Genomic DNA, 25070 nt, shown 5'->3' with positions numbered 1-25070 from the left:
TTTTACAAAACACATAGAGTTCTATGCACGGACTTCCTATATTTTGAGTAATTCGGTGCATTTAAGAGATAAAAATAGAGATGATATTATCGATCTAGATAATTCGAATACGCTGTATTTACGAACTGGGGTTCGGTTTAAGGTTTAAGGGGAAAACAAGTTTGGTGGCGCACTACTCAATGGTAAAGATACTATTAGATTTAATCCCATATAATCTTTCCAAATATCTATATCGTCATTTGGTACAGCTAACCACAGTAATCTTTTAGGTCTTGAGCATGCCACATATACTAATCTTAACTCTTCTTTATCTTTTCTTCTTTTAGTTTCATCAGGTTCATTATAATTATTTGCTAAAACTGTGGAATAATTTTTTATTGCTTTTTTTTTCAAAAACAATAAAGTAGCATCGAATGTTTGTCCCTTAACAGAGTGGATTGTACCTAAATTAAATAACAAATCTGAAGTTTCAACTTTGTGAAATAATTCCTTTATTAAAAAATTTGATTTGTTTATTTTTACTAAAAGCTGATTAAACCCTTTATCTATAATAACGGAATTCGTTTCAATAATCCATTCCTTCAAGGTTTTTGAATTTGTAGTTGGTAATAAATTGATAAACTCAAACATTTTTTTTCTATACTCTCTAAATCCTTTTTGTTCAATCTCATTTAGCAAGAAAACTTTAGATACATATCTTAAATCAGGATTTAAACATTTATAATAACTCCTTTCTAATAACTTTAAAGATTTACGGAATTCACCTTTTTCCATTAGATATTTACCATGAACAATATCTTTAACATGATAATGTTTGCTAACCCATGGATTGTCATCTGAATTGTCTATCGCTAGTTCGAAATGTTCTTCGCCAAAACTTTTACCCCTAAAAAGAATAGCACTTTTTTTATGACTTATACCTAACTCAGTACATTTTTCAAGAAATTCATTTTTTATTAGTTGAACAGAGTTTTTATCATTTGTATCATAACCTTTTACTGCTGGTTGATTAACATCATCTTTTACATCTGCTATAGATGCTGTAGTTGATCCAACCATTTTATTTAATACGGAACAAATTTTTGTAGAAGATCTCCTATTTTCATTAAGCTCTATATTAAAATAATTTTGATTATTATATTTCTTTAAAAATAATTCTGCATCTGCAGTATTCCATTCAAAAATTGCTTGATCTGGATCACCTATAAAAATTATATTTTCTTGTTGAGCTCCATCTAAAAGTTCTATAATCTCCATTTGAATATCTGTCGTGTCTTGGGCTTCATCGATTATTAAGTGTGAATACTTCCTAGCTAAACTTTCAAGAATAAATGGATATTTCTTCAAAAGTTTCAGAGAAATATAATTTGCATCGGCTTGATTAGCTTTCCCTTCTTTGAAATATTTCTCTTTGCACTCTATTAAATCACTTATTTGCTTTTTATATTCATTATTTGCTTTGAACATGTTATCCCATACTGCCTTTCCAAAATAATATGAATTATATGGTAAAAGTCTTAAAAGGTCATCATTTTTATCAAAAGAAACCTTATCAAAATAAAAGTTTGGATCAGTGATTTTTTGTGAATATCCACTTCTCATTGATGAATCATAATCGTACCATTGATTAAATTCAGTTCCCACAACTTCAGGTCTTGATTTACATCCCATAATTAAATGTCCAAAAGGAAGAAATATATGTTTATTGACAAAACTATCTATTGTACCTAGGAAATGCGGATAACCAATATTTTGAATATTATAATTTTCAAACAAACTCTTTTTAATTTCATTGCCTGCGGTATTGGTAAATGAGATTACTGCAATACCACTATGCTTAAAACTCTTATTTAATATTAAATTAGCAAGTCTAGCAGAAACTGAATATGTTTTTCCACTCCCAGGACAAGCTTTAACAACTATTCGCGGTTCTAAGCAATCAACAATTTCCTTTTGCTTTAAAGTAAGTCTACTAAACATTATCATTTATTTTTAACACCCAATGAATAGCTTTTTTAATATATTCTGGAATTTCAAAGCCTTCAAAATCTTTTAGAATGCTAGCTAAATCTAGGGCAAAATCACCTTTATCCTGATTTGATTTTAATTTTTCCATTAATGTCTCAGCATCAAAATCCATTAATAAATCAGGAGTCTGTAAATGAAGACCTCTATAAACAGATCTCATAAGTGATTTATTTATTTCTGATTCATTGAATAAATCATATTCGAGAGTATTTGGAGCAAGACACACTTTTAAATTTCCATTTTCAAAACCTTTAGCTATTATTGCTCTATCAGAAATTGGCTTATCCCCTTTGGGATCACTATCTGTAATGATTGAACATCTAGAAGCCATGCTTTTGTTGTCGTCATCATTATTAAATAATTTAGCAAAATGTTCAAATGCTACACCATTAATATTTACAATCTCAATTCCAAGTTTATCTAAATCTAAACCTAAAAAATTTCTTGAAATGACTGGAATTAATATCGCTTCTGCTATACCTTCAACTAATATTACACCATTAGCAAAAAACAATTTAGACTTAGTTGTATCTAAAAATTTTTTAAGATGATTTCTATTTCTCAATGTAAATTCATCTAAGCTCAATCTAGAAAAACAGAATGGTGAGACTTTATTATCTTGAACTTGCAAAACTGTAATATTTTCAAAATTTGATTTAGCAGTAATTGTTGGAGAATGTGAGGTAATGAATATTTGAACACCTGTACTTTGGAGTTGATTTAAATATTGAAAAAAAGTATTCTGGTATTGTGGATGCAAATGTGCTTCAGGTTCTTCAACTAATAATGCATTATAAATCTGTAGGTTTTCATCTTCACATCTATTAATTAAATCCCCTAAAACTACCGATGTATAAATTAAATTATTCTCTCCTAGTCCGTTTTGATGGATTTCAAAATATTTTTGACCGTTTTCTGGTTCTGGTACATATACAGGTCGTTTAAGCTCTATCCCTCTAACTACATCTGAGTACTTTCTACCAACATATTTCATTTTAATATTCGGATATTTGGAAGAAATACCAGTTCCGTCTAAGTGGTCATTTACTTTTTCATTGCCTGTTTGTAATATCGACTCCCAATCACTATCATTGCCTTCAAATACACTATACAAATCAGATGCTAATTCATTCTTTTTTTCTTCATTTAAAGGGATATCAGCACCATTTTTTTTATACTTTGTTAATTCATTAAATAAATTCCCAACCTTGTTAGCGTATGAGTATGGCTTGAGACTTTGAACAGCATCTCTTAATGGATCTAGATATATAAAGAAAATCTCTTCCAAAGCATCATAAGGTACACTTTGCCCTTCATTATCTCCACCCCAAACAGTCCTTTTGAAGAAATTTCTACTTCCTCTTTTTTCATATTTATATTTAATATGAATTTGAATTGTTTGTTTTAAAGGGTTTTCAATATTCTGTGATAAAAAATCAAAAAAGCATTCGCTTTCTTTAGCTTCTTCTATTTCAAAAATAAAATCAAATTTCATCATTATATTCGTTTAAATCTTTTCTATTTAAATGTAAATCAGTTTCATTAATGTAAATATTGTTGTTTGACTTACCATAGCCCAATCCAATTCTCAAAGCATCTATTACAGCTGTTTTGCCTGAATTATTTTCACCAATCAATATGTTAACTCCTTTATTAAAATCTAATTCTATAGCTTTGATTGATCTGAAATTTGTAATCTTTAATTTTGATAAATACATTTATTTTCAATTTAGTGCATGAGAAATCCCTTGGGATATCAAAATTGTGTTGCGAATAATTAATTATAGGGAGAGTTTAAATATAGTAATATTTCTAACACCACATTTACGGAAAACCGTAAACACCATAATTTTAACTAATTAAAAACTAATTTCTACACAATCCCAACCCCCAAAACCCCACCATATTTTCCCTTAAAATTAACTTTAAATCATTTCCCATTCCCCTACTTTTTTATACATTTATACTACCAAATAAAAAGTTATGAAACATTTAGTGATAGTATGTACAGCATTGTTTATAAGCACAATATCTTTTGCGCAATTTCAGGTTTCGGTGAGTTCTGGATATGCATTAGGAAGTGCTGGAATGAAATTAGGAGAAACCGTTAATATTTCGGAAACAGAAAACAGTTATGGTAGTTTTGGTGAAGGCGCCAATTTTCAATTACGAGGAACGTATTTCTTTGGTCCTTCTTTTGGAGCAGAAATAGGATTAGGATATTTACTTGGTACCGATCAAACTATCTCTGAAGTGGATTTACCAAATAGAGAGGTAGATGCCGTTGCTAGAGCACGTGCTTTTGGAGGATCTGCTTCTATAGTCTACAGATTCACTAATAATATTTACGGTCGTTTTGGTGCTTTAATAAAAATAGGTGGTAAAACAGAAGCTGTTGTATATGATAAAACGGTATTTACTCAAGAGGAAGCCGATGCTTTTGGTGTACCGTTAGGATCGTACTCGGAAACGAATTACAAAGAAGATTTTCACGGACAGTTTCCTTTAGGTTTTATTGCTGCGCTTGGTTATAAATACGACTTAAGTGATCACTTTAGTATTTTTGCGGAAGCAGAATATTATGGGATTAGCTTAAAACGAAAAGACTCGGAACTTTCCGAATTTAATACCGATATTGTTTTACCGGATGGTACGGTTGCTGTTTCTGGTTTTTATTCTTTAGATAATTTACCTGCTGGTTATAATAAGGAAACTACTTATGTAGATAATCTGGATAATAACAATACCGATTCGTCTAAAAAACTAGCGCAAAAAGTGCCGTATTCTTCTTTCGGAATTAATATTGGTGTTACGTATAAATTTAAAGGTGGCGCTGCTAAAAAGGGATAATTCTTTTAGTGCTTAATTGCCAGTAGAAATCCTTTTCTTCCATCATGTATGTGATGTAGAACAAAGATTTAAAGCGTATGGTAGTCCTTAAAACTAGGGTCTACCAAACGCTTTTTTTCTGGATGCTTTTGAATATATGCCAATACATAGGAACAAAATGGCAAGACGGTTTTGTTATGGTCTTCTATATACTGCAAAGTTTTTTCTACCAATGCTCCTGCAATACCACGACCACTTAATGCGGGTTCTACTTCGGTATGCACCAATGCTACTTGGTTGCCTATTTCTTTATAGGTAACAAAAGCAATGCTACCATCGATTTCTATTTCAAAACGTTTCTTTTCTTCGTTTTTATAAAGCGGTATATTTGTAAAGTCTTCTCTCATCTTTTAAATATATAAAAAAACAGCTCTAAAAAAGAACTGTTTTAAAGATTTTTTAATCTTCTAAATACCCGAATTTACCAGTATTAAAATCCTGAAATGCTTCTTGCAATTCCTCTTTTGTATTCATAACAAATGGTCCGTGGGCAGCAATAGGCTCGTTAAGCGGTTCGCCACTTAACACTAGTATTACAGCATCTTCTAAAGCTTCTACCGTAAACGTTTCGCCGTCATTTTTAAACATTACAAAATGATCTTCTGGTGCATCCACAATTTCATTCACTTTTGCTGCACCTTCTACCATTAAAATGGCTGTGGTATAGTTTTCCGGAAAAGACAATTGGGTCTTCCCTCCTTTTTTCAATTTCACATTAAACATATTAATTGGTGAAAAGGTAGATGCTACTCCTTTATTTCCTTGAAATTCTCCAGCAATGACTTCGACTTCTCCAGCTTCCTCTGGTAAAGACACTTTTACGATTTCGGCATTGGCAATCGCTTGGTATTTTGGCGCACTCATTTTATCTTTTGCAGGAAGATTTACCCATAATTGTACCATTTGAAATGCACCTCCTGTTTTGCTCCATTCGGTTTCATGAAATTCTTTGTGTAAAACACCAGAAGCTGCCGTCATCCATTGTACATCACCTTCGCCAATAATACCGCCACCACCAGAACTATCATCATGTTGCACACGACCTTTGTAGGCAATGGTTACGGTTTCAAAACCGCGATGTGGATGCACACCAACACCTTTTGGTTTATCGGTTGCAGGGAAGTTGAATTTCGAATTATAATCCAACATAATAAACGGATCCATTCGTTGCATGGTCGATGTGCCAGGAATAAAATTGTGTACTCTAAATCCGTCACCAACAAAATGTGGTGTTCCTGGTCGGGTTACTTTTTCTATATTTTTTGTTTTCATAATATTTTTCCGCGAAAGCGGTAATCTTTTAATTATACATATTCAAAGCTTATCGGTGCGTTTGCAATTGCCGTGACCTGCTTTACTAATTAATTGAAGTTATATGCTACATGGAGTTCGAATGCATCCTCTAAATCTCTCATGATACATTTCCTTTCTTTGGATTACTGTAAAATTACAGGAACTACTAAAGTTGTGCATTGACCTATGATAAGAAGTGAAATATTAGAAATTATAGCTGTTTTTATATCACTTACGTGGAAAGTTTTCTGCTGCTAAAGCTTTACGAACGCGACTTAGGCTTTCTGGAGTAATTCCTAAATAGGAAGCAATCATCCATTGTGGCACACGAAGCATTACATCTGGATACATCGCAACAAATTCTAAATAGCGTATTCTTGCCGAAGCTCCCAATAACAAACTGATGCGTTTGTACAAATGACGAATATGGTTTTGTAGTAAGTTTTCGTTTTGTTTCCTAAAATCGGGATTTATTTGGACTACTCTTTGGATAAATTCTTCGTCTAACATCACGGTTAGCGTATCTTCAATCGCATCGATATAATAGGTAGAAGGTTCCTGAAAGAAGACGCTTCCGCGATCGCTAACAATCCAATTTTCGGTTGCAAATTGTAGAATGCTTTCATTGCCTTCTTCATTTAAAGCATAAAAACGCAATACACCTTGTTCTACAAAAAAGGAATGCGAACAGATTTCGCCTTGTTGTAAAAGGAAGTCGTTTTTAGCAACTTTCTTGGTTTTAATGAAAGGTGCTATTTGCGTGAATTCGGTTTCCGATAATCCGCATTTTTCTATAATATGTTTTTTGAAATTGGGTACCTCCATCATGGATATAAAGGTAAATAATTAGAAGCTAAGATTTTATTTATTATTAAGGTATAGGCATATATACATTAAAAAAAATGGTTCAACATCTTGCAATGCGAACCAATTTTATATTCTCTAAAAACCGTAAGACTATTTTGTTTTATAAGAAGAAATAGCCAACAGATACTTGTGCTACACCATTTCTAAATTTACTAGAAGAACCATCGACATCATTGATATTAGATACGCCTAAATTGTAACGTGCGCCAAAGTTTAATCCGTTTTCTAATTTGTAACCCAATCCGAAGTTCACACCAAGATCTAATCCTTTAAAACTACTTTTCACATCATCGCCATCGTTTTTTGCGGAAAGTAAAAATCCTATTTGCGGACCAGCTTCCACACTAAAACCTTTGGTGATATAGTATTTCCCCATTAATGGTACATTCAAATAATTCAAATTTACCAAGTCGTCATCACCATTTCCTGTACTAAATCCTTGCATAGAATACATAATTTCTGGTTGGAAAGAGAATTTTTCATTGATGTGTATTTCAGACATTACTCCAAAATTAATAAGACTGGTTACGCCGCCGTCGTCTCCATCATAATCTCCGTAAAGGTTCGCATAATTAATAATTAGTTTTGCGCCGAATTCAACGTCTTGTGCTTGTGCTTTTGTAAATCCGATCACGGAAATTGCAATAATAAGTAATCCTTTTTTCATGGTTGAAAGTTTTTATTGTTCCCAACAAATGAAAAAAAAATAACGGCTTCTAGTTTCCTATTTATCATACTTTTAACCTTTTTAACCAACTTTAACAGCGTGTTAAAAAGCGCTGATCTTGAGTTGTTTAATCGCGTTAAAGTGTTACTGTTTATAAGAAAATACGGCATTCGGCTTCTTAAAATACTTTCCTTTTTTTATGGAATATGGATATGTGATATTTGAATGCGTTTGACAAAATATTAAAAATATAAAACCTTAAAGTATGGTTAAAGGAAAGTATCTTTGTGAAATAAGTTATTGAAAAAAAGAGCTAAACTATGATTGTTGTAATTGCACCAGAAAAAGATGTACCTAATGAAATTGAAATTCTGAATCAGTTATTTGAAGAAGGTTTAGCCTGCTATCATTTTAGAAAACCAGATAAAGATTACAAGGAACATTCTGACTATTTAAATTTGATAGATGCCAAGTATCACAACAGAATTGTGGTGCATTATCACCATGCATTAATTAACGACTATAATTTAAAAGGAATTCATTTTCAAGAACAGGAAAGAATTGCGCATATTGATAATCCTGGTCAGTATTTTAAAGGGCTGAATATGTTTGGAAAAACCATAAGCTCTTCGTTTCATGAACCACAAGACTTGGAAGATTGCTATTTTGAATTTGACTACCATTTACTAAGTCCGGTGTTTGCTTCCATTTCTAAAACAGATTATGCTGGTCGTGGTTTTGATGTGAATGCCATTGACAAAACCATTATAGGTATGGGTGGCGTTACCGCAGATAATTTAGATGCTTTTAAAACTTTAGGCTTTAAAGGGGTTGGTGTTTTAGGTGGTATTTGGAATAGTGATACACCAATTGCTGTTTTCAAAAAAATAAAAGCACATTTTCAATAATTAGGAATAAAAAAAAGCAATTTTATACTAAGAAATTATCATTTTGTAATAATTCATATCGTATAAAATTGCTCTTTATATATTGAATTTCTCTGATTTCTAAAAGACTCTTCCGTAAAAAATATTTCTAGAAAAACTACAAGTAGTAACTACTATTAGGCTTCTCCTCTAGCAGGATATCCTTGTTTTAATATATAATCAATTCCGTTTAAGACATCTTTAAATTGTGGTCTTCCAAATGGCATAGATTGAATAGATTCCCAATATACGGTTCCATCTTTATGGATTAGAAATAATCCTGGCTCACTAAAATGTTCTGGTTCTGTTTCTTTGATTCCTTTAGATATAAATAACCCCCATTTTCTAGCTTCGTCAATAGCAAAACCATAACCTAAAGGGATGTCTGCAATTTTCCATTCTTTGTGGGTTGCTTTTGCAAGTTCTTCTGTGTTTGTGCTAATCGCTATTACGTTAACTCCTCGTTCTGTAAAATCATTAATCTTAGTCTGTAATTCTTCCAATTGCATTTTACAAACCGGACAGTGTTTTCCTCTAAAGAAAATAATTAAAGTAAAGTTTTCTGGGGTTTGTTCTTGTAAACTCCATGTAATATCGTTCACTAATTTAACCTTTAATGCAGGTGCTTTTTCTGTTGGTTTTATCATGGTCTATTATTTTATAATTCGTTTTTATTTAATGCTATTCTTAATGTTGTCGCTTTTTATAACAACTTATATAGTATTAAAAGCTCGTCATTTTTCCTTTTTTCTTCGTCAATTGCGTGTCCAAATTATTTATAGTTTCTGAAATAGAATTCATAAAATTATCGTGACTTGCTTCGGCAAATAATCTAGGACCAGGAACACTTAAGCGAATGTTGCAAATCTTGCCTGTTTCGTCTGAAGTGGTGTTTTCCAATTTAAAAAAAACATCTGCTCTAATAATCATGGAAAACTTGTTAAATAAGCCTTCTAATTTTTCGGTTGCAAATGCCTCTAATCTTTTGCTTGCTTGTACTTCGTCATATTCAAAATGTATAGTCATAGTCGTCTTCATTTTTAATTAATTATCCTTCTATGGTCAAACTAATTATAAATAGGCACTAACATTGGCGTATATGCTATGAATATGAACGCATATGCTATTGGATGTCCAATTCAACAGGTTTTCTTTATTGTAGCTCCTTCATGATTTCGGCAAACAATGCATAAGAACGGATTCTATCTTTTATATCATAAATATTAGTAACCGCAATAAATTCGTCGGCTTCGGTTTGTTCCATAAATTCTTTGACTTGTGCTTTTACAGTAGCTTTACTACCAATGAAAGAATACTTTAACATTTGGTGTATTTGCGGATTTTGCATCACCTGTTTTAAATCGTCTGTCATTGCTGTTGGCGGTTGCACATAGTCGCGTTTACCAGTAAATATCCCTACAATCATTTTGATTAAGGAAGTGGAGAGATTTTGAGCTTCTTCGTCTGTTTCTGCAATAATAATATTGACACCAACGATTACGTATGGTTTTTGTAATACTTCCGAAGGCTGAAATTCATCGCGATAAATCTTCAAGGCATCCCATAATTGCGCGGTAGCAAAGTGACTAGCAAAAGCATAAGGCAATCCTTTTTTAGCTGCCAAATGCGCACTATCGGTACTCGAACCTAAGATATAAATAGGAACATCTACGCCTTCTGCAACGGTAGCTCGGACTTTAGAAGTTGCATTTTCTGCCGAAAAATAGGTTTGTATTTTTTCTAATTCGTTAGGAAAAGAATGTGCTGCTTGCATAAAATCGGAACGAATAGCTTCTGCGGTTTCTCTGTCTGTTCCTGGCGCTCTACCCAAACCTAGATCTATTCGATTAGGATATATAGAACCTAAGGTACCAAACTGTTCTGCGATGATTAATGGCGAATGATTAGGTAGCATAACACCTCCAGAACCAACACGAATAGTATTAGTGCCTTGTGCCACATAACCAATTAATATAGAAGTTGCGCTACTTGCAATATTTGACGAATTATGATGTTCTGCCAACCAATAGCGTGTGTAACCAAAGGTTTCGGCATGTTGTGCCAATTCCAAAACATTGGCATAGGTTTCTTTTAATGTATGTCCTTTAGAAACTAAAGCAAGATCTAATATAGAATAGGTTGTTGGATTCTTTTTCATAATAGGATAAAATCAATGGTAATATTAAGTATACAATAGTCGTTACTTCTTCCACAAAATTACATAATGTAGTCTGTTTCTTAATCGATTCTATGCATTAATAAAACAGTTATTTTTTTTATTTTTATTTCGGAAATAAATAGCTTCTATTTCCATTCGCTATTCTCTACTAAGGTTCTTATAATAGTCGTATTTTTGCAACATATTCCATTTTAAAATACGGAAGAACACAAGAAACGAAAATATGATTATACCAAAATTACACTATATAGCAACAGGAGATTCCCCAAAAGAAATTTTAGAAAACATACAAAAAGCATGTACTTCTGGTGTAGAATTAGTGCAACTTGGTATGGCGAATGCTTCCGAAAAAAAGCTTTTAAAGATTGCCAAAGAAGCGATTAAAATTACTGCAGTTTTTCAAACCAGATTAGTGATTAGCGGTTATTATAAAGTGGCAAAAGAAATTAAAGCGGATGGTGTTTATTTAGAAAAAACGGATGCCTCGCCTACTATCGTTAGAAAACATTTATATCCTTGGCAAAGTATTGGCGGTGCTGCAAATACTTTAGCCGATTGTGAAAAATTATTAGATGCATCTATTGACTATATTGTTTTAGGTCCTTTTAGAGAGACAAAAACCAACGCTAATTTAGGTCCGGTTTTAGGAAAAAAAGGATATACAGCAATCACCGATGTTTTAAAAACGCCGATTCCAATTATTGGTTTTGGAGGGATCACTACAGCAGATGTTACAGAGATATTAAAAACGGAAATTTCAGGTATTGCTGTTTCTGAAGCGATTACCCAAAATTTTGATGCCATTAAAACCTTTAACCAATTACTAAACGCATCTTCTACCCAAGAACAACGTCATACTTTTGAATAAATGAACAATCCAATAGAGTCTATAATAGTAAAAGATTTAGATGGTGTCGCAGTAGATTTGATGACCGTTTATAAAGACAAAGTGTTGTTATTAATTATCTATAACAATGATTGTTTGGGTTGTACAGGTCGTGCTATTCCTTTGGCATACGACTTTCAACAAAAATATCCAGCCATTCAAGTTGCAGGTATTCATGCCGATTTTGTAAATAGAGAAGGCACAAAAGAAAATATTAAAAGTGTGTTTACTAGTGGTGAAAATCCGTTTCCTATTTATATCGATGAAGGACATAAGGTGTATGATCAATTTGAATCGGAAGGCACGCCACAATGGTTGCTTATAACAGAACAAGGAGTATTGTTTCGTTCTATTTTTGGTTCTCAAGATAATGCGAAGAATAGATTGTATTATGCTATAGAAAGTATGCTATAAAAAAAAGCAATGTTAGATAACATTGCTTTTTTAAATTCATGTAATTATTAATTACATTTTATTTTTTAAATCCAACACATTAGGCGTTTCCACTGTTTGTTGTGCATAACCTTGAGAAGGTACTTTTCTCTTGCCTCTGATCTCTATGGCGCTCATAGAAGTTGAAAAAGCAAAAATCATTAATAGTGCGAATATTCTGTATTTCATAGTAAGAAAAGTTTTAGTTATTTGTTAAATATATAAAAATATTACTACAAAAGCTTTCGTTAAAGGTGTTATTAATAATTCTGAAACCTTAAATAACACTTAGAGCTATGATAGTCAAAAAGTTACCTTGTGTGTTTTTAGATTTATAAAGAAGAAGAACTTTTCCGTATTCTAAAATTCCTTCAAAAAAAAGTATCTTACTATCTCATTCACAAATCACTACAAAATGAATCCGTGTTCTAACAAGTATTCCAGAAGAGAATTTGCTAAGCTTTCCGCCATGGGACTTGCATCTATTCCACTCCTAGCCTTTCAAGATCCATTATCTAAATTACAGGAAGAACCCGAAGCAGATCTAAAGGTGCATTTGTTTTCTAAACAATTACAATTTTTAGATTATAATGAAATGTCGGCGGCAGCTGTAGCAATGGGTTTTGATGGTCTCGATTTAACAGTGCGACGAAAAGGACATGTATTACCAGAAAATGTAATAGAAGATTTACCGAAAGCGGCCGCAGCAATGAAAAAACACGGACTGTCCCCAAAGCTGATGAGTACGAACGTTTGGGATGCTAATAACATGGTAAATAAAACCGTATTGGAAACGGCAAGTAGCCTTGGATTTACGCATTACCGAACCGATTGGTTAAAATACCCAGAAGACAAATCGATTACTGAGAGCCAAACTCTTTATGGAAAACAAGCAAAAGCGCTAGAGGAACTAAATGAAAAATTAGGACTTATTGGTGGCTATCAAAACCATTCTGGGAATCATGTTGGCGCTCCTATTTGGGATTTACTTCCTATTTTGGAAGCAACAGAAGGTAAATTCATGGGCTCACAATATGATATTAGACATGCTGTTGCAGAAGGTGGCCAGAGTTGGGAACTAGGATTACGCCGTATTAAACCGTTCATTAATTCTATAGTCATAAAAGATTTTAAATGGGGAATAAAAAATGGCACTTGGCAACCAATGCACGTGCCACTTGGTGAAGGCATGGTTGATTTTAATCGTTATTTTTCACTACTTAAAAAATATAAAATAAACGTTCCTGTTTCGCTACATGTCGAGCATGATTTAGGTGGTGCGGAAGAAGGACATTCTAAAATAACAATTCCGAAAAAGGAAGTTTTATCTAGAATTAAAAAGGATCTCTTGTATTTAAAAGATGCTTGGGAAAATGCAGAATAGTTTTTAATTCTACATATATACTAAGTAAAACGACAGACTTTACTAAGATTATCAGCTGTTTAAACATAAAAAAAGCCCATCCAAATAAATGGATGGGCTTTTGTACTATTGGAAGTATATATTAGATAACTTTTACGTTAACTGCATTTAATCCTTTGTTTCCTTCTTGTAAATCAAATTCTACTTGATCTCCTTCTCTAATCTCATCGATTAATCCTGAAATGTGTACAAAGTGATCTTTGTCTACTCCTTCTTCTGTGATAAATCCGAATCCTTTTGTGTCGTTGAAAAACTTTACTGTTCCTGTACTCATAATAATTGTAATATATTTATTTTAATAATTACTATATAGAATGCAAAGATGGTGCCAGAAATTAGATTTGGCCTACCAATCGATAGGGAAATAATCTTTTAAGAATTTACCAGACCAATGTTTTCCTGTATTTATACCATCAATTAACGGATCCATAACACGTGCTGCTCCATCCACAATATCTAAAGGTGGTTGAAAATCATGAACGTCTACTTTCTTTTTAGACAATACTGCAGGATCTTCATCGGTAACCCAACCAGTATCCACCGCATTCATATAAATACCCGATTTAGCAAAGGTAGATGCAGAAGTATGTGTTAACATATTTAAAGCTGCTTTTGCCATATTGGTATGTGGATGTCTATCTACTTTTTTAAATCTATGAAACTTCCCTTCCATTGCTGAAACGTTGATAATGTGTTTTTTACCAGTATTCTCTTTCATCATTACATTAGACAAACGATTACATAAAACAAAAGGAGCTACCGCATTTACTAGCTGTACTTCTACCATTTCTGTGGTTTCAATTTCACCAAGTTTTAATCGCCAGCTATTTGTTTTTCGTAAATCTACTTGTTGTAAATCGGCATCTAATTTGCCTTCCGGAAAGACTTCAGCAGTCTGTAAGGAGTTATCAAAACTGTAGGGAATTTGAGATAATTCTGCAGAGTTTCGTAAACCAATTCCAGGTTCTGGTCCGTGCCAAGTTACCGGTAATACATTGTTTTTATTTGTTTTTGAAGGACCAACACTTAAGCTGGTTAATTCTTCTAAACAACTTTCATGATCTTTTAAAAGCGTCTGCGCTAATTCTGGAAGTTTATTAATAGGAAGCTTTTCATTTTCCATTAAATGGAAATAAAAACCAGAAGGTCTTCTTACGGTTTGTGCGGCATTATTGATTAAGATATCTAAGCGATTATATTTTTGCTCTATATAATTACAGAAAATCTCTACACTTGGAATGTGCCTTAAATCGAGTCCGTGAATATGTAAACGATCGCTCCAATCTTTATAATCTTCTTCTTTTGAAAAACGAATGGCAGAATCTGCAGGAAAACGTGTGGTAGCGACTACAGTTGCACCCGAACGTAATAACATTAAAGTAATATGATAGCCGATTTTCAATCTAGAACCTGTAATTACAGCAACTTGATCTTTTAAATCTGTAGTTTGAAAACGTTTTGCGTAGTTTAAATCGCCACATTCGGTACACATGGTATCATAAAAATGATGTAATTGTGTGAAAACCGTTTTACAAACGTAGCAGTTTCTTGGAGATTCTAATTCTAAAGGTTTGTCTGGTATTTGAGCTGCAGCTAATAATTTTGGAGCTACAAACAAGGAAGCTTCTCTTGCAGAACGAATTCCTGTAGTTTTTCTAGCATGCTTGTCTCTAGCAATCATTTTACGTTTTGTCGCCTTTTTAGCGTCTTTACGTCGGCGTTGAAACTCATCCCGATTTGGTCTAGACAATTCGCCAGCAACTTTGTAGAGCGCAACACGTTGTTCTTCGGGTAATTCGAAAAGCAAATTGGTATTTTCTAATAGCGTCTCTAATGTTGTAATACAAGATGCTACGTCTACATTCGATTTATTTTCACTCATACCAATTCCTTAATTTTTCGTCAAAGATAATGACACTTTTGGAAACCTAAACTATGTAAACTAAAAAAGCCTATCCAAATAAATGGATAGGCCTTTGTAAAACTTTAAGTATATATGTCTTAGATAACTTTTACGTTAACTGCATTTAATCCTTTGTTTCCTTCTTGTAAGTCAAACTCTACTTGGTCACCTTCTCTAATCTCGTCGATTAATCCAGAAATGTGTACGAAGTGGTCTTTATCAACTCCTTCTTCAGTGATGAATCCAAAACCTTTAGTGTCGTTGAAAAATTTTACTGTTCCTTTGTTCATTGTAATGTAATTTATTATTATTATTTTAATACTAGGCAAAGATGGTGCCAATAATTGTAAGAAGCAACTAATTAATTAACTAATTTTCAATTTATTGAAAAATAATTTTACTTAGCATCCTTCCTTTTGTTCTTTTAACGACTTGTTATACAGTGTTTTATTGCATAAACAGTAGGCTATTGCTATTTTAACGACTTCATATCTATAACAAACCTGTATTTTACATCGCTTTTTAACATGCGTTGGTATGCGGTATTAATATCTTGTATGTTTATTAATTCTATATCTGAAGTAATATTGTGTTTACCACAAAAATCTAATAGTTCTTGGGTTTCTTTAATACCTCCAATTAGGGAACCTGCTATCGCTTTTCTCCCCATGATTAATGGAACCGTTACTAATGTTGGGTCTAACGGACCTAAATAACCAATAACAACTAAAGTACCATTGGTATTTAATGTATTTATATACAGATTTAGATCGTGTGCATAAGGAACCGTATCTATTATTAGGTCAAAATGTCCTGCCACACTTTCCATTTGTGCATTATCTTTAGAAATAATAACCTGATCTGCTCCTAAACGTTTGGCATCTTGGATTTTATTTTCGGATCTAGAAAACAAAGTTACATGTGCTCCTAGTGCGTGTGCTAATTTTATAGCCATGTGACCTAAACCACCTAAACCTACAACAGCAACCTTACTACCTTTTCCTACCTTATAATGACGTAATGGCGACCAAGTTGTTATTCCAGCGCATAATACCGGAGCAATACCAGCTAAATCTAGATTTTCTGGAACACTTAAAACATAAGATTGGTCTACGACTATGGTTTCTGAATAACCGCCATGTGTATTGGTATCTAAATGCTTATCATAACCACCATAAGTACCAACCCATTCCGGGCAATATTGCTCTACATCGTTTTTACAATTATTACACGTTCTACAAGAATCCACCAAACAGCCAACAGCAACGATATCTCCTTTTTTATATTTAGTAACCCCTGCTCCTGTTTTAACAACTTTACCAACAATTTCATGTCCAGGAACTAATGGGTATTGAGATATCCCCCAATCGTTTTTAGCAAAATGTAAATCGGAATGACATACACCACAGTACAAAATATCCATCTCGACATCTTCTGGAGTTACTTCCCTTCTATCTATCACTAAGGATTTTAAATCTGCTTCTGCAGAAGTTGTGCCGTACGCTTTAACACTTGTGGTTTTCATAATGTGCTGATTTTTAGTTTTATGTACATTAAATATAATTATAAATAGTGAATTATCGATTACTAATGCTCTTAAATCTTGCAGCATAAAATTATAGGAATCCTTAAAATTAATTGAAAATCACAACATATTATAATTCCAAAATCCTTTAAAAAACTATATTCGCGCCATGTGGATGTATTTGGGTTTATTGGCGGCACTTTTTTTAGGTTTACACAATCTGTGTAAAAAACATGCTGTACAAGGAAATGAAGTGTTTCCGGTGCTTTTAGGTACTATTGGGTCCGGATTTTTGTTATTACTTCCCTTATTCATTGGATCCATTTATTTCCCAGAATACACCAAAGAAATAGGATTACATATTACTAGTATTCCTTGGAAAACACACGGTTTTATTTTTATAAAATCGATGATTATGGCTTCCTCATGGATTTTAGCCTATCAAGCTTTAAAGCATTTGCCAATTACTATTGTAACTCCAATACGTTCTGCTGGTCCGTTTTTCACCTTTATTGGTGCTATCTTAATTTATAAGGAAACGCCTAATTTTTTACAATGGATTGGATTTTTTCTTATTATATTTTCCGTGATACTATACTCTAAAATAGGGAAAAAAGAAGGTATAAACTTTAAGAAGAATAAATGGATATTTGCCATTATTGCTGCCACTTTTTTAGGAGCTTCTAGTGGTTTATATGATAAGTTTTTAATTCAGAATTTAGCCTTAAATCCACAAACCTTACAGTTCTGGTTTTGCTGGTATACGGTTCTTATTTTACTAATTATTTTATCGGTGACCTGGTTTCCTTTTGCTAAAAAACGAAAAGCCTTTACATTTCGTTGGACCATCATTGCTGTTGGTGTTTTATTGGTTGCTGCAGATTATTTTTACTTTAAAGCGCTTCAGGATCCGGATGCTTTAATAATGTTATTATCTGCCATCAAACGTAGCCAATTAATAATAGCTGTTGTTATTGGAGGTTTGGTGTTTAAAGAGAAAAACAAGCGAAAGAAATTGATTCCGTTATTTGGTATTCTAATTGGCGTGTTTTTGATTTTATATTCTAATTAATATGTACCATAATATATTATTTCCATTCGATTATTACTTCTAAATTAATCCTCTTATTACTGCTTATTTCAATTCCTCCACCAGCCATAAAGGTTGCTTATTAAATGCTTTCCAATCGGTTTGCAAAGCGGCGTATAATTTATCGATTTGGGTAAAGTCGGTGATGGTACCCGGATCTGCTTTTAGTTTCAAAATGTAATCCATAAGTTCATAGCAGACTGTGAATTGTCCGCAAGCCACTAAAGTCTCCATTCTATTTTTAGCTATATCTGTTTTGTCCCACCATAATGTTGTAGGTGTTTCCGAAGCTGTTAAACAAACACTCTCTAAGCTTTTACTTGGCGTAGGTTTTATCTCCTTATTATAGCCTGAACTATTACTATAAGGTGAAATTTTTCCATTTAATTTGTAAACCGTAGCCGTAATACGTTTGTTTTTTAGTTCATTTTTGGAGTAAAACAAATCGTAATTAATACGTCTCATTTGTTTTAAAAACACATCATTTATCATCGTCATTGCCGATGTTAATCTATCGGAAAGCATCACTTGAATTAAACTAATATCCAACTTTTTAAACGTGACAATATCTTCTAACAATGGTTCTGGAACATTTTTTTTAAATAAAGCTTTTAATCTAGACGTTACCGAAAATTTAATAACGGAAGCAACCAAACCAAACGCTGTTAATAGTAAACCAATACCAAAAATAGCACCTCCTAAAATGTACAAACCGGTATACTCTTGATTCCCAAAAACGCGCATATTATTTAAAAGCAAAATGAGTAGACCTACAATAAATGTTATCCAATACAGCGGTTTAATAGTAAAGTATTGCAGTATTTTATTGATGACACGTTTTACCGTAGAACTTTTTTCAATCTTGCTCGTATCTTGTTGCCAAGGTTTCATTTTATAGCTTCCTACGTCATTCACAATAATAAGGTCTAAGCCTTTTGTAGTTCTCTCCATTCTTTCGTTAATAAGCATCATACTACCAATTCCTTGGTTGTCTGCAATGCCGCCATCCATAATACCAACACCATCTATAAAATTATCTAATCCTTTTAAGTTTTTGTATGCAGGACTGTTATGGTTATCGAAATAGTCGTCTGGAAATACTAAAGGTTCAAACCCTACCGGAAAGCAAGAAGAAGATGCAATAACATCACCCAACATTACTTCATTACGCAATGCATTTATTTCTTTTTGATTGTTTTTGTACAGCGGATTATTCCCAAAATATCCTTTATTTTGAAAACGATAGGTTAATCCGAAAGAAAAATCGGTAGCATTAAAACATACTTGTTCTAATTGTTTGATTTTATCGTCTTTAAAGTGTTGAAAAGAACCTTCAAAGATTGGCATTTCTTGATAGGTTAAAGCAAATGCATTAATTAACGATCTATTTTTATAAGGATTGGCTTTCCAAACGCTATCATTTTCTAATTTACTAATAGCAGTTTTTAAAAGCACATCATTTTCAGGAGTAAATGTGGCATAGAAATTCTTAAAAAAATCTTTGAAATTATAATCGGGATCTTGAACAGCTTTAGCAAATCCAACTCCCGTTAGCGTACCACCACTTACGGTGCTTAATGCTTTTACCGATTGTAATAACGATTTATTTTTATAACTTACTTGATCTAAATAAGATAATATTCCTAATGCAAAAAATGTAGCTCGATAGCCTCCACCACTAAAGCAAAGACCTATATTTTCAAAGGGTATAAATTCAGATTTTATTTTGATTTGTTCCGGCATAAAATAGTAGCAATTGTTTGTCTTTAAAGGTAGTTATTAATTAGCCCATGGTTATAAGTAGAAGTACCTGATTATATTTTAATATTCGCAAATCGAAATTCGTTTTATGCTCCTTTTTTCTTAAAAATGAGGTTGCATTTTATGAATAAAACGCTTTTATTATAGATTGATTCTAAATGCAACTTTCTCTTTTTTTTTGCCGTATATTAATTCTATCTTCATACCTTTAAATATTAATCCAATCTCTTAAATGTCTAAAAGGAAATTAATTACATTTGATTTTTTTAAAAAAATCACTGTTTACGATATCTTATTTATTCTTTCTTTTTTAGCCACTATAGTAGTAAGTATTACCATGGAAAAAAAAGATTTAGTCTATGTGATGCCAATTGTTATTTTGACTATTATTTTAAAGTATATAAGTGTTGCTAAAAAAGAAACGAAACCCCTTTTTATTTTTGCTTTACTAGCTGTTCTTGTTTCTAATGTGCTTTCGCTTTATGATTTTGATGCTTATTTTATGTGGATTGCTATATCTACCTCTTTATTTTTATTTTCTTCTACACTTATCCTTAAAGCATATTTATCTAGAGCTAAACTAAAATCATTATTGTCTTTTTCCGTCATAACAGGGTTTATATTAGTAAGTTATTTAATTTATGCTGTTCTAGAACTTATAATAGATTTTATTCCCGGAAACATGTTCTTTTTCACCTATTTAAGTATCTTTTTTTTACTTATTTACGCACTTACATTTGGTATGATTTATGTGAATGATTTATACAATAATGTACCTGTTTTATTAGCTTCAGGAGTTTTTTATATTTTTCAAATCTGTTTATCTCCAATCAATGAATTTTTTATGTACACAAAGACTTTTACGGTATTAATTATTATATGTAATATCATGTCGGTTTACCTTTTAATGAAATTTATTTCCGAAACTAAAGTTTTAGATTTTAAAGATGTGAAACAGAAATACATTTAAACAATAGGTTGTTTCATAACTAACAGCTTTATCCTCCTCCATTCTTAGTTACTTCAATACCCAAATATAAATTTTTGTTAAAAAAAGAATGAACATTCATTTTTTACTTATCTTTGTATAAGAATTAGATAATTATGGCAAAACTTCAAAAAAGTATAGATAAACGTAACGCATTAGTTAAGGCAACCATTGAGCTTGTAAATAATAGTGGTTTTCATGCTACACCAATGAGTAAAATAGCAAAAATGGCTAACGTATCTCCTGCTACTATCTATTTATATTTTATAAACAAACAGGATTTAGTAAACCAAACCTATATAGAAGTTAAAGCAGAATACACAAAATACGCCTTTGAAAATTTTGATACCACTTTATCTGTCGAAGCTGGTTTTGAACACATCTGGAAACGAATAGCCGATTTTAAATTAAAGGAATGTGAAAACGCAATGTTTTTAGCGCAATGTGATAATACTCCAATGATTGATGAAGTAAGCAGACAAGAAGGAATTAAACACTTACAACCACTACTCGACCTTTGGACTCGAGGTAAAAAGGAAGGTATTATTAAACCCTTATCCAATTACTTGTTATATGCCTATTCTATAAATCCGTTATCCTTTTTAATGATTAATCAAAAACGTGGCGCATTTCAATTAGATAAAACGCATTTAGAAGAAGCATATCAATCTGCTTGGAGCAGTATAAAAGTTTGTAAATAAGATGAAAAAAACAGCAATCATATTAGGAGCTACTGGATTAACTGGAGGTATTTTACTTCAGAAATTAATAGAAGACGATAGATATAAAAGTATCCTATTATTTTCACGTACTAAGATAAAAGGTTTACCAAATAAAGTCACTCAGTTTATTGGTGATTTATTAAACCTGGAGCAATTTAAAACCGATTTTATAGCAGACGAAATATACTGTTGCATTGGAACAACTGCTAGTAAAACGCCAAACAAATCGGTTTACAAACAAATAGATTATGGAATACCTGTTGCAGCAGCAAAACTTGCTAAAGAAAATAATATAGAAACCTTTTTAGTGGTTTCCGCATTAGGAGCAAATGCAAATAGTGCTGTATTTTACAATAAAACAAAAGGCGAAATGGAACGTGATGTTCAAAAACAAAACATCAAAAAAACTTTCATTTTTAGACCTTCTTTAATTGGCGGAGAACGCGAAGAAAGAAGAACTCTTGAAAAAATTGGATTGGCTATTTTTAAAGTGATTCAACCTCTATTTAAAGGAAAACTAAAGCAATATAAAATTACAGAACCAGAAAATATTGCGCAAGCCATGATAAACTTGGCTAATAGTACAAGTTATACCGAAGTCATTATTACTTCAAACGATATAAAAAGAATAACAAAGAATACATAATAAAGAAAATTAAAAATATGGAATTATTAGATAAATTAAACTGGAGATATGCTGCAAAAGCAATGAACGGCGAAAAAGTAGCAGAAGATAAAATAGAACGCATTTTAGAAGCTGCTAGACTTTCTCCAACGTCTAGTGGATTGCAACCTTTCGAGATTTTTGTAATTAAGAATCAAGAAATTAAAGAAAAAATCAAACCAGTTGCTTGGAATCAATCTGTAATTACGGACTGCTCTCACCTACTCGTTTTTGCTGCTTGGGATACCTATACTGCAGATAGAATTAATCACATGTTCGATTTAACCAATGAAATTCGTGGATTTAAAAATGAAGGATGGGAAAACTATCGTCAGATGCTATTAAGTGCTTATCCGCAAAAAGATGCTGAAGAAAACTTTAATCATGCTGCTAAACAAGCATATATCGCTTTTGCAAATGCAATTACTGCTGCTGCTTTTGAAGGTGTAGATACAACACCATTAGAAGGTTTTGATCCTGCTGCTGTAGATGAAATTTTAGGACTACGCGAAAAAGGATTACGTAGTGCTGTATTATTACCAATTGGCTATAGAAAAGAAGATGCAGATTGGTTGGTAAATCTTGTTAAAGTTAGAAAACCTATGGAAGAATTAGTAACAGTAATTGAATAAAAAAAATAGTTATGAGAAAGACCATTTTATTAAATAATAGACCAGAAGGGAAACCTACAGTTTCCAATTTTGAATTTGTTACGGAAGATACGGAACTTGCAATTTTGGAAGGAGAAATCCTTTTAGAAGCAGCTTACGTATCTGTAGATCCTTATTTAAGAGGAAGAATGAGCGATGCCAAATCTTACGTTCCTCCTTTTCAATTAAATGCTCCTGTACAGTCTGGAGTTGTTGCGAAGGTTGTAGCTTCTAAAAACGAAAAATTTAAAGAAGGTGATTATGTTTCAGGAATGTTAGATTGGTCCACACAGCAAGTATCTAATGGCGAAGGTTTAAATAAAGTGGATGGTTCTAAAGCGCCTTTAAGTACTTTTTTAGGTGTTTTAGGAATGACAGGATTAACAGCTTATTTGGGTTTAACACAAATTGGTAAACCTGTAGCTGGAGAAACGATTGTGGTTTCTGGAGCTGCTGGAGCTGTTGGAAGTGTTGTTGGACAAATAGCCAAAATATTAGGACTTCACGTTATAGGTATTGCTGGAACGGATGAAAAAATCGACATGTTAAAAAACAAGTTTGGTTTTGATGCAGGTATCAATTATAACACGAGTACAGATATTAACGCAGACCTTAAAAAACTTGCTCCAAATGGTGTAGATATTTATTTCGATAATGTTGGCGGACCTATTTCAGATGCTGTTTTGTTTAATATTAATCGTTTTGCACGTATTATAATTTGTGGTGCCATTTCCGTTTATAATGAAACCGAATTACCTACAAGTTTAAGTGTACAACCTTTCTTAGTTAAAAATAGCGCATTAATGCAAGGTTTTATTGTTTCCAATTATGCAGATAAATTCCCAGAAGCCATGCAACATTTAGCAGGTTGGTTAGCGGAAGGAAAACTAAAATACACCGAAACTATTGTCGAAGGTTTTGATAATATTCCAAATGCTTTTATCGATTTATTTGAAGGTAAAAACAAAGGAAAAATGATAGTGAAAATATAATCAGTAAGTAAAAAGAAAAAGAAGATGAACAATTTTGAATTTAAAAACCCTACCAAAATTATTTTTGGAAAGGATACCATACAAAAAGTAAAAGAAGAAATCCCTCAAGACGCCAAAGTATTATTGCTTTATGGTGGAGGAAGTATTAAGAAAAACGGTATTTACGACCAAGTTAAAACTGCTTTAGCAAATGTAGAAGTGGTTGAGTTTGGAGGAATTCCAGCAAACCCAGAATACGCAACATTAATAGAAGCGTTAAAAGTTGTTAAAGATCAAAACATCACATATTTATTAGCTGTTGGTGGAGGTTCTGTCATTGATGGAACGAAGTTTTTATCCGCCGCAGCAGTATATGACGGAGAAACGCCTTGGGACATATTAACTAAAAATATTAGAACCGAAAAAGGAATGCCTTTTGGAACGGTTTTAACTTTACCGGCAACAGGATCTGAAATGAATTCTGGAGCAGTAATTACAAGAGCAGAAACGAAAGAAAAGCTTGCTATGGGCGGACCAGGTTTATTCCCGGAATTCTCTATTTTAGATCCGCAAGTAATTACTTCTATTCCGCAACGTCAATTAGCAAATGGTTTAACCGATGCTTTTACACACGTTTTAGAACAATACATGACCTACCCAATTGGTGCGTTATTACAAGATCGTTTTGCAGAAAGCATTTTACAAACCATTATTGAAGTAGCTCCTAAAGTATTAAAAGATCCTACAGACTATCAAGCAGCATCTAACTTTATGTGGAGTTGTACAATGGCGCTTAACGGATTAATTCAAAAAGGAGTTCCAGGAGATTGGGCTGTACATGCTATCGGACATGAGTTAACTGCTTTATTTGGTATTGATCACGCGCGTACTTTGGCTATAATTGCACCTAGCCATTACACCTTTAATTTTGAAGATAAAAAAGAAAAACTAGCACAATACGGAGAACGTGTTTGGAATATCACAGCAGGTAGTACAGACGATAAAGCCAAAGCAGCAATTGAAAAAACAACTGCTTTTTTCCATGAATTAGGAATCGATACGAAACTATCTGATTATACTAAGGATTATGAAGGTACTGCAGAAGAAATTTCAAAACGATTTACAAATCGTGGTTGGACAGGTTTAGGAGAACACCAAACATTATCGCCAGATAAGGTGGAGAAAATAGTGAAAATGGCATACTAA

General features: G+C 32.5%; 28 protein-coding genes. 12 read left to right on the top strand and 16 right to left on the bottom strand.

The genetic code is table 11. The features are described from left to right. Nucleotides 1-144: 144 nt before the first annotated feature. Genes AMD28_RS14535 through AMD28_RS18795 form a run of 3 tightly spaced genes read right to left on the bottom strand, consistent with a single transcriptional unit; the run spans nucleotide 145 to nucleotide 3746 of the window. Nucleotides 145-1980, bottom strand: a complete 1836-nt coding sequence (locus AMD28_RS14535; protein ID WP_083478340.1) for an ATP-dependent helicase — start codon at nucleotides 1978-1980, stop codon at nucleotides 145-147. After that, a complete protein-coding gene (locus AMD28_RS14530) occupies nucleotides 1973-3526 on the bottom strand; it encodes an ATP-dependent nuclease (protein ID WP_206542245.1) in 1554 nt (517 codons plus the stop codon). The genes AMD28_RS14535 and AMD28_RS14530 overlap by 8 nt, the downstream gene beginning before the upstream one ends. Further along, nucleotides 3513-3746 carry an AAA family ATPase gene (locus tag AMD28_RS18795; protein WP_206542244.1) on the bottom strand — a complete coding sequence of 78 codons (234 nt, stop codon included), beginning with the start codon at nucleotides 3744-3746 and terminating at the stop codon, nucleotides 3513-3515. Before AMD28_RS18795 ends, AMD28_RS14530 begins: the two co-directional genes overlap by 14 nt. 265 nt (nucleotides 3747-4011) lie before the next feature. Here AMD28_RS18795 and AMD28_RS14525 point away from each other — a divergent pair, with 265 nt between their 5' ends. Continuing rightward, nucleotides 4012-4878 carry an outer membrane beta-barrel protein gene (locus AMD28_RS14525; RefSeq protein ID WP_055444857.1) on the top strand — a complete coding sequence of 289 codons (867 nt, stop codon included), beginning with the start codon at nucleotides 4012-4014 and terminating at the stop codon, nucleotides 4876-4878. Between the two features lie 68 nt (nucleotides 4879-4946). Here the strand turns inward: AMD28_RS14525 and AMD28_RS14520 are convergent, their stop codons facing one another. The 4 genes from AMD28_RS14520 to AMD28_RS14505 all read right to left on the bottom strand — a co-directional run bounded on the left by AMD28_RS14520 (nucleotide 4947) and on the right by AMD28_RS14505 (nucleotide 7744). After that, nucleotides 4947-5264: a GNAT family N-acetyltransferase gene (locus AMD28_RS14520; protein WP_055444856.1), complete on the bottom strand. Its 318-nt coding sequence runs from the start codon at nucleotides 5262-5264 to the stop codon at nucleotides 4947-4949. 52 nt (nucleotides 5265-5316) lie between these two features. Continuing rightward, a complete protein-coding gene (locus AMD28_RS14515) occupies nucleotides 5317-6189 on the bottom strand; it encodes a pirin family protein (RefSeq protein ID WP_055444855.1) in 873 nt (290 codons plus the stop codon). A gap of 249 nt (nucleotides 6190-6438) precedes the next feature. Beyond that, nucleotides 6439-7038: a Crp/Fnr family transcriptional regulator gene (locus AMD28_RS14510; protein ID WP_241492525.1), complete on the bottom strand. Its 600-nt coding sequence runs from the start codon at nucleotides 7036-7038 to the stop codon at nucleotides 6439-6441. 139 nt (nucleotides 7039-7177) lie between these two features. Further along, complete coding sequence (locus AMD28_RS14505) at nucleotides 7178-7744, bottom strand: porin family protein (protein WP_055444854.1); 567 nt, start codon at nucleotides 7742-7744, stop codon at nucleotides 7178-7180. 320 nt (nucleotides 7745-8064) lie between these two features. On the opposite strand from AMD28_RS14505, the gene AMD28_RS14500 reads away from it, so the two are divergent. Beyond that, nucleotides 8065-8652, top strand: a complete 588-nt coding sequence (locus AMD28_RS14500) for a thiamine phosphate synthase (RefSeq protein ID WP_055444853.1) — start codon at nucleotides 8065-8067, stop codon at nucleotides 8650-8652. A gap of 155 nt (nucleotides 8653-8807) precedes the next feature. Here the strand turns inward: AMD28_RS14500 and AMD28_RS14495 are convergent, their stop codons facing one another. From AMD28_RS14495 to AMD28_RS14485, 3 genes are all read right to left on the bottom strand, one after another. Next, nucleotides 8808-9317 (bottom strand): peroxiredoxin-like family protein, encoded by a 510-nt coding sequence (locus AMD28_RS14495; protein ID WP_055444852.1) that lies wholly within the window; start codon nucleotides 9315-9317, stop codon nucleotides 8808-8810. 76 nt (nucleotides 9318-9393) lie between these two features. Further along, nucleotides 9394-9696, bottom strand: a complete 303-nt coding sequence (hpf, locus tag AMD28_RS14490; protein WP_055445056.1) for a ribosome hibernation-promoting factor, HPF/YfiA family — start codon at nucleotides 9694-9696, stop codon at nucleotides 9394-9396. Between the two features lie 127 nt (nucleotides 9697-9823). Next, a complete protein-coding gene (locus AMD28_RS14485; RefSeq protein WP_055444851.1) occupies nucleotides 9824-10828 on the bottom strand; it encodes an LLM class flavin-dependent oxidoreductase in 1005 nt (334 codons plus the stop codon). 244 nt (nucleotides 10829-11072) lie between these two features. Here AMD28_RS14485 and AMD28_RS14480 point away from each other — a divergent pair, with 244 nt between their 5' ends. Both AMD28_RS14480 and AMD28_RS14475 read left to right on the top strand, forming a co-directional pair. Next, on the top strand, nucleotides 11073-11717 hold the full coding sequence (locus AMD28_RS14480) for a thiamine phosphate synthase (RefSeq protein ID WP_055444850.1): 645 nt from the start codon (nucleotides 11073-11075) through the stop codon (nucleotides 11715-11717). Beyond that, nucleotides 11718-12149, top strand: coding sequence for a TlpA family protein disulfide reductase (locus AMD28_RS14475; RefSeq protein WP_055444849.1), 432 nt, complete (start codon nucleotides 11718-11720; stop codon nucleotides 12147-12149). A 51-nt stretch (nucleotides 12150-12200) separates the two neighbouring features. Here the strand turns inward: AMD28_RS14475 and AMD28_RS18640 are convergent, their stop codons facing one another. Continuing rightward, nucleotides 12201-12356, bottom strand: a complete 156-nt coding sequence (locus AMD28_RS18640; RefSeq protein WP_161804641.1) for a hypothetical protein — start codon at nucleotides 12354-12356, stop codon at nucleotides 12201-12203. A 226-nt stretch (nucleotides 12357-12582) separates the two neighbouring features. On the opposite strand from AMD28_RS18640, the gene AMD28_RS14470 reads away from it, so the two are divergent. Beyond that, on the top strand, nucleotides 12583-13551 hold the full coding sequence (locus AMD28_RS14470) for a sugar phosphate isomerase/epimerase family protein (RefSeq protein WP_055444848.1): 969 nt from the start codon (nucleotides 12583-12585) through the stop codon (nucleotides 13549-13551). Nucleotides 13552-13672: 121 nt separating this feature from the next. On the opposite strand, the gene AMD28_RS14465 is transcribed toward AMD28_RS14470, so the two are convergent. The 4 genes from AMD28_RS14465 to AMD28_RS14450 all read right to left on the bottom strand — a co-directional run bounded on the left by AMD28_RS14465 (nucleotide 13673) and on the right by AMD28_RS14450 (nucleotide 17018). Then, a complete protein-coding gene (locus AMD28_RS14465; protein WP_055444847.1) occupies nucleotides 13673-13864 on the bottom strand; it encodes a cold-shock protein in 192 nt (63 codons plus the stop codon). 72 nt (nucleotides 13865-13936) lie between these two features. After that, nucleotides 13937-15472 carry an SDR family NAD(P)-dependent oxidoreductase gene (locus tag AMD28_RS14460; protein WP_055444846.1) on the bottom strand — a complete coding sequence of 512 codons (1536 nt, stop codon included), beginning with the start codon at nucleotides 15470-15472 and terminating at the stop codon, nucleotides 13937-13939. 119 nt (nucleotides 15473-15591) lie between these two features. Further along, nucleotides 15592-15783 carry a cold-shock protein gene (locus AMD28_RS14455; protein ID WP_055444845.1) on the bottom strand — a complete coding sequence of 64 codons (192 nt, stop codon included), beginning with the start codon at nucleotides 15781-15783 and terminating at the stop codon, nucleotides 15592-15594. Nucleotides 15784-15965: 182 nt separating this feature from the next. Then, on the bottom strand, nucleotides 15966-17018 hold the full coding sequence (locus tag AMD28_RS14450) for an NAD(P)-dependent alcohol dehydrogenase (protein WP_055445055.1): 1053 nt from the start codon (nucleotides 17016-17018) through the stop codon (nucleotides 15966-15968). A gap of 169 nt (nucleotides 17019-17187) precedes the next feature. Here AMD28_RS14450 and AMD28_RS14445 point away from each other — a divergent pair, with 169 nt between their 5' ends. Beyond that, nucleotides 17188-18090 carry an EamA family transporter gene (locus AMD28_RS14445; protein ID WP_055444844.1) on the top strand — a complete coding sequence of 301 codons (903 nt, stop codon included), beginning with the start codon at nucleotides 17188-17190 and terminating at the stop codon, nucleotides 18088-18090. A gap of 63 nt (nucleotides 18091-18153) precedes the next feature. Here the strand turns inward: AMD28_RS14445 and AMD28_RS14440 are convergent, their stop codons facing one another. Further along, a complete protein-coding gene (locus AMD28_RS14440; RefSeq protein WP_055444843.1) occupies nucleotides 18154-19851 on the bottom strand; it encodes a patatin-like phospholipase family protein in 1698 nt (565 codons plus the stop codon). A 250-nt stretch (nucleotides 19852-20101) separates the two neighbouring features. Here AMD28_RS14440 and AMD28_RS14435 point away from each other — a divergent pair, with 250 nt between their 5' ends. The 6 genes from AMD28_RS14435 (at nucleotide 20102) to AMD28_RS14410 (ending at nucleotide 25070) form a co-directional block, all read left to right on the top strand. After that, on the top strand, nucleotides 20102-20839 hold the full coding sequence (locus tag AMD28_RS14435) for a hypothetical protein (protein WP_055444842.1): 738 nt from the start codon (nucleotides 20102-20104) through the stop codon (nucleotides 20837-20839). Nucleotides 20840-20973: 134 nt separating this feature from the next. Continuing rightward, nucleotides 20974-21558, top strand: a complete 585-nt coding sequence (locus AMD28_RS14430) for a TetR/AcrR family transcriptional regulator (protein ID WP_055444841.1) — start codon at nucleotides 20974-20976, stop codon at nucleotides 21556-21558. Nucleotide 21559: 1 nt separating this feature from the next. Continuing rightward, nucleotides 21560-22225, top strand: a complete 666-nt coding sequence (locus AMD28_RS14425; protein ID WP_055444840.1) for an NAD(P)H-binding protein — start codon at nucleotides 21560-21562, stop codon at nucleotides 22223-22225. 17 nt (nucleotides 22226-22242) lie between these two features. Continuing rightward, complete coding sequence (locus tag AMD28_RS14420) at nucleotides 22243-22875, top strand: nitroreductase family protein (RefSeq protein ID WP_055444839.1); 633 nt, start codon at nucleotides 22243-22245, stop codon at nucleotides 22873-22875. Between the two features lie 11 nt (nucleotides 22876-22886). Beyond that, nucleotides 22887-23885, top strand: coding sequence for an NADP-dependent oxidoreductase (locus tag AMD28_RS14415; RefSeq protein ID WP_055444838.1), 999 nt, complete (start codon nucleotides 22887-22889; stop codon nucleotides 23883-23885). A 24-nt stretch (nucleotides 23886-23909) separates the two neighbouring features. After that, the gene (locus tag AMD28_RS14410; protein WP_055444837.1) at nucleotides 23910-25070 is read left to right on the top strand and encodes an iron-containing alcohol dehydrogenase; all 1161 of its coding nucleotides are present in this window, start codon (nucleotides 23910-23912) and stop codon (nucleotides 25068-25070) included.

The sequence above is a fragment of the Lacinutrix himadriensis genome (assembly GCF_001418105.1).
GTDB classification, from domain to species: Bacteria; Bacteroidota; Bacteroidia; order Flavobacteriales; family Flavobacteriaceae; genus Oceanihabitans; species Oceanihabitans himadriense.
The sequence above is the reverse complement of the archived record's forward strand: the minus strand, read 5'-3'. Positions and strand labels throughout refer to the sequence as shown.

Coding starts and splice junctions, on each gene's coding strand:
- AMD28_RS14515 (WP_055444855.1), bottom strand. CDS start 6,189: ATGAAAACAAAAAATATAGAAAAAGTAACCCGACCAGGAACACCACAT.
- AMD28_RS14460 (WP_055444846.1), bottom strand. CDS start 15,472: ATGAGTGAAAATAAATCGAATGTAGACGTAGCATCTTGTATTACAACA.
- AMD28_RS14510 (WP_241492525.1), bottom strand. CDS start 7,038: ATGATGGAGGTACCCAATTTCAAAAAACATATTATAGAAAAATGCGGA.
- AMD28_RS14535 (WP_083478340.1), bottom strand. CDS start 1,980: ATGTTTAGTAGACTTACTTTAAAGCAAAAGGAAATTGTTGATTGCTTA.
- AMD28_RS14470 (WP_055444848.1), top strand. CDS start 12,583: ATGAATCCGTGTTCTAACAAGTATTCCAGAAGAGAATTTGCTAAGCTT.
- AMD28_RS14420 (WP_055444839.1), top strand. CDS start 22,243: ATGGAATTATTAGATAAATTAAACTGGAGATATGCTGCAAAAGCAATG.
- AMD28_RS14505 (WP_055444854.1), bottom strand. CDS start 7,744: ATGAAAAAAGGATTACTTATTATTGCAATTTCCGTGATCGGATTTACA.
- AMD28_RS18640 (WP_161804641.1), bottom strand. CDS start 12,356: ATGAAATACAGAATATTCGCACTATTAATGATTTTTGCTTTTTCAACT.
- AMD28_RS14455 (WP_055444845.1), bottom strand. CDS start 15,783: ATGAACAAAGGAACAGTAAAATTTTTCAACGACACTAAAGGTTTTGGA.
- AMD28_RS14435 (WP_055444842.1), top strand. CDS start 20,102: ATGTCTAAAAGGAAATTAATTACATTTGATTTTTTTAAAAAAATCACT.
- AMD28_RS14410 (WP_055444837.1), top strand. CDS start 23,910: ATGAACAATTTTGAATTTAAAAACCCTACCAAAATTATTTTTGGAAAG.
- AMD28_RS14530 (WP_206542245.1), bottom strand. CDS start 3,526: ATGATGAAATTTGATTTTATTTTTGAAATAGAAGAAGCTAAAGAAAGC.
- AMD28_RS14480 (WP_055444850.1), top strand. CDS start 11,073: ATGATTATACCAAAATTACACTATATAGCAACAGGAGATTCCCCAAAA.
- AMD28_RS14425 (WP_055444840.1), top strand. CDS start 21,560: ATGAAAAAAACAGCAATCATATTAGGAGCTACTGGATTAACTGGAGGT.
- AMD28_RS14495 (WP_055444852.1), bottom strand. CDS start 9,317: ATGATAAAACCAACAGAAAAAGCACCTGCATTAAAGGTTAAATTAGTG.
- AMD28_RS14475 (WP_055444849.1), top strand. CDS start 11,718: ATGAACAATCCAATAGAGTCTATAATAGTAAAAGATTTAGATGGTGTC.
- AMD28_RS14440 (WP_055444843.1), bottom strand. CDS start 19,851: ATGCCGGAACAAATCAAAATAAAATCTGAATTTATACCCTTTGAAAAT.
- AMD28_RS14465 (WP_055444847.1), bottom strand. CDS start 13,864: ATGAGTACAGGAACAGTAAAGTTTTTCAACGACACAAAAGGATTCGGA.
- AMD28_RS14415 (WP_055444838.1), top strand. CDS start 22,887: ATGAGAAAGACCATTTTATTAAATAATAGACCAGAAGGGAAACCTACA.
- AMD28_RS18795 (WP_206542244.1), bottom strand. CDS start 3,746: ATGTATTTATCAAAATTAAAGATTACAAATTTCAGATCAATCAAAGCT.
- AMD28_RS14430 (WP_055444841.1), top strand. CDS start 20,974: ATGGCAAAACTTCAAAAAAGTATAGATAAACGTAACGCATTAGTTAAG.
- hpf (WP_055445056.1), bottom strand. CDS start 9,696: ATGACTATACATTTTGAATATGACGAAGTACAAGCAAGCAAAAGATTA.
- AMD28_RS14525 (WP_055444857.1), top strand. CDS start 4,012: ATGAAACATTTAGTGATAGTATGTACAGCATTGTTTATAAGCACAATA.
- AMD28_RS14450 (WP_055445055.1), bottom strand. CDS start 17,018: ATGAAAACCACAAGTGTTAAAGCGTACGGCACAACTTCTGCAGAAGCA.
- AMD28_RS14485 (WP_055444851.1), bottom strand. CDS start 10,828: ATGAAAAAGAATCCAACAACCTATTCTATATTAGATCTTGCTTTAGTT.
- AMD28_RS14500 (WP_055444853.1), top strand. CDS start 8,065: ATGATTGTTGTAATTGCACCAGAAAAAGATGTACCTAATGAAATTGAA.
- AMD28_RS14445 (WP_055444844.1), top strand. CDS start 17,188: ATGTGGATGTATTTGGGTTTATTGGCGGCACTTTTTTTAGGTTTACAC.
- AMD28_RS14520 (WP_055444856.1), bottom strand. CDS start 5,264: ATGAGAGAAGACTTTACAAATATACCGCTTTATAAAAACGAAGAAAAG.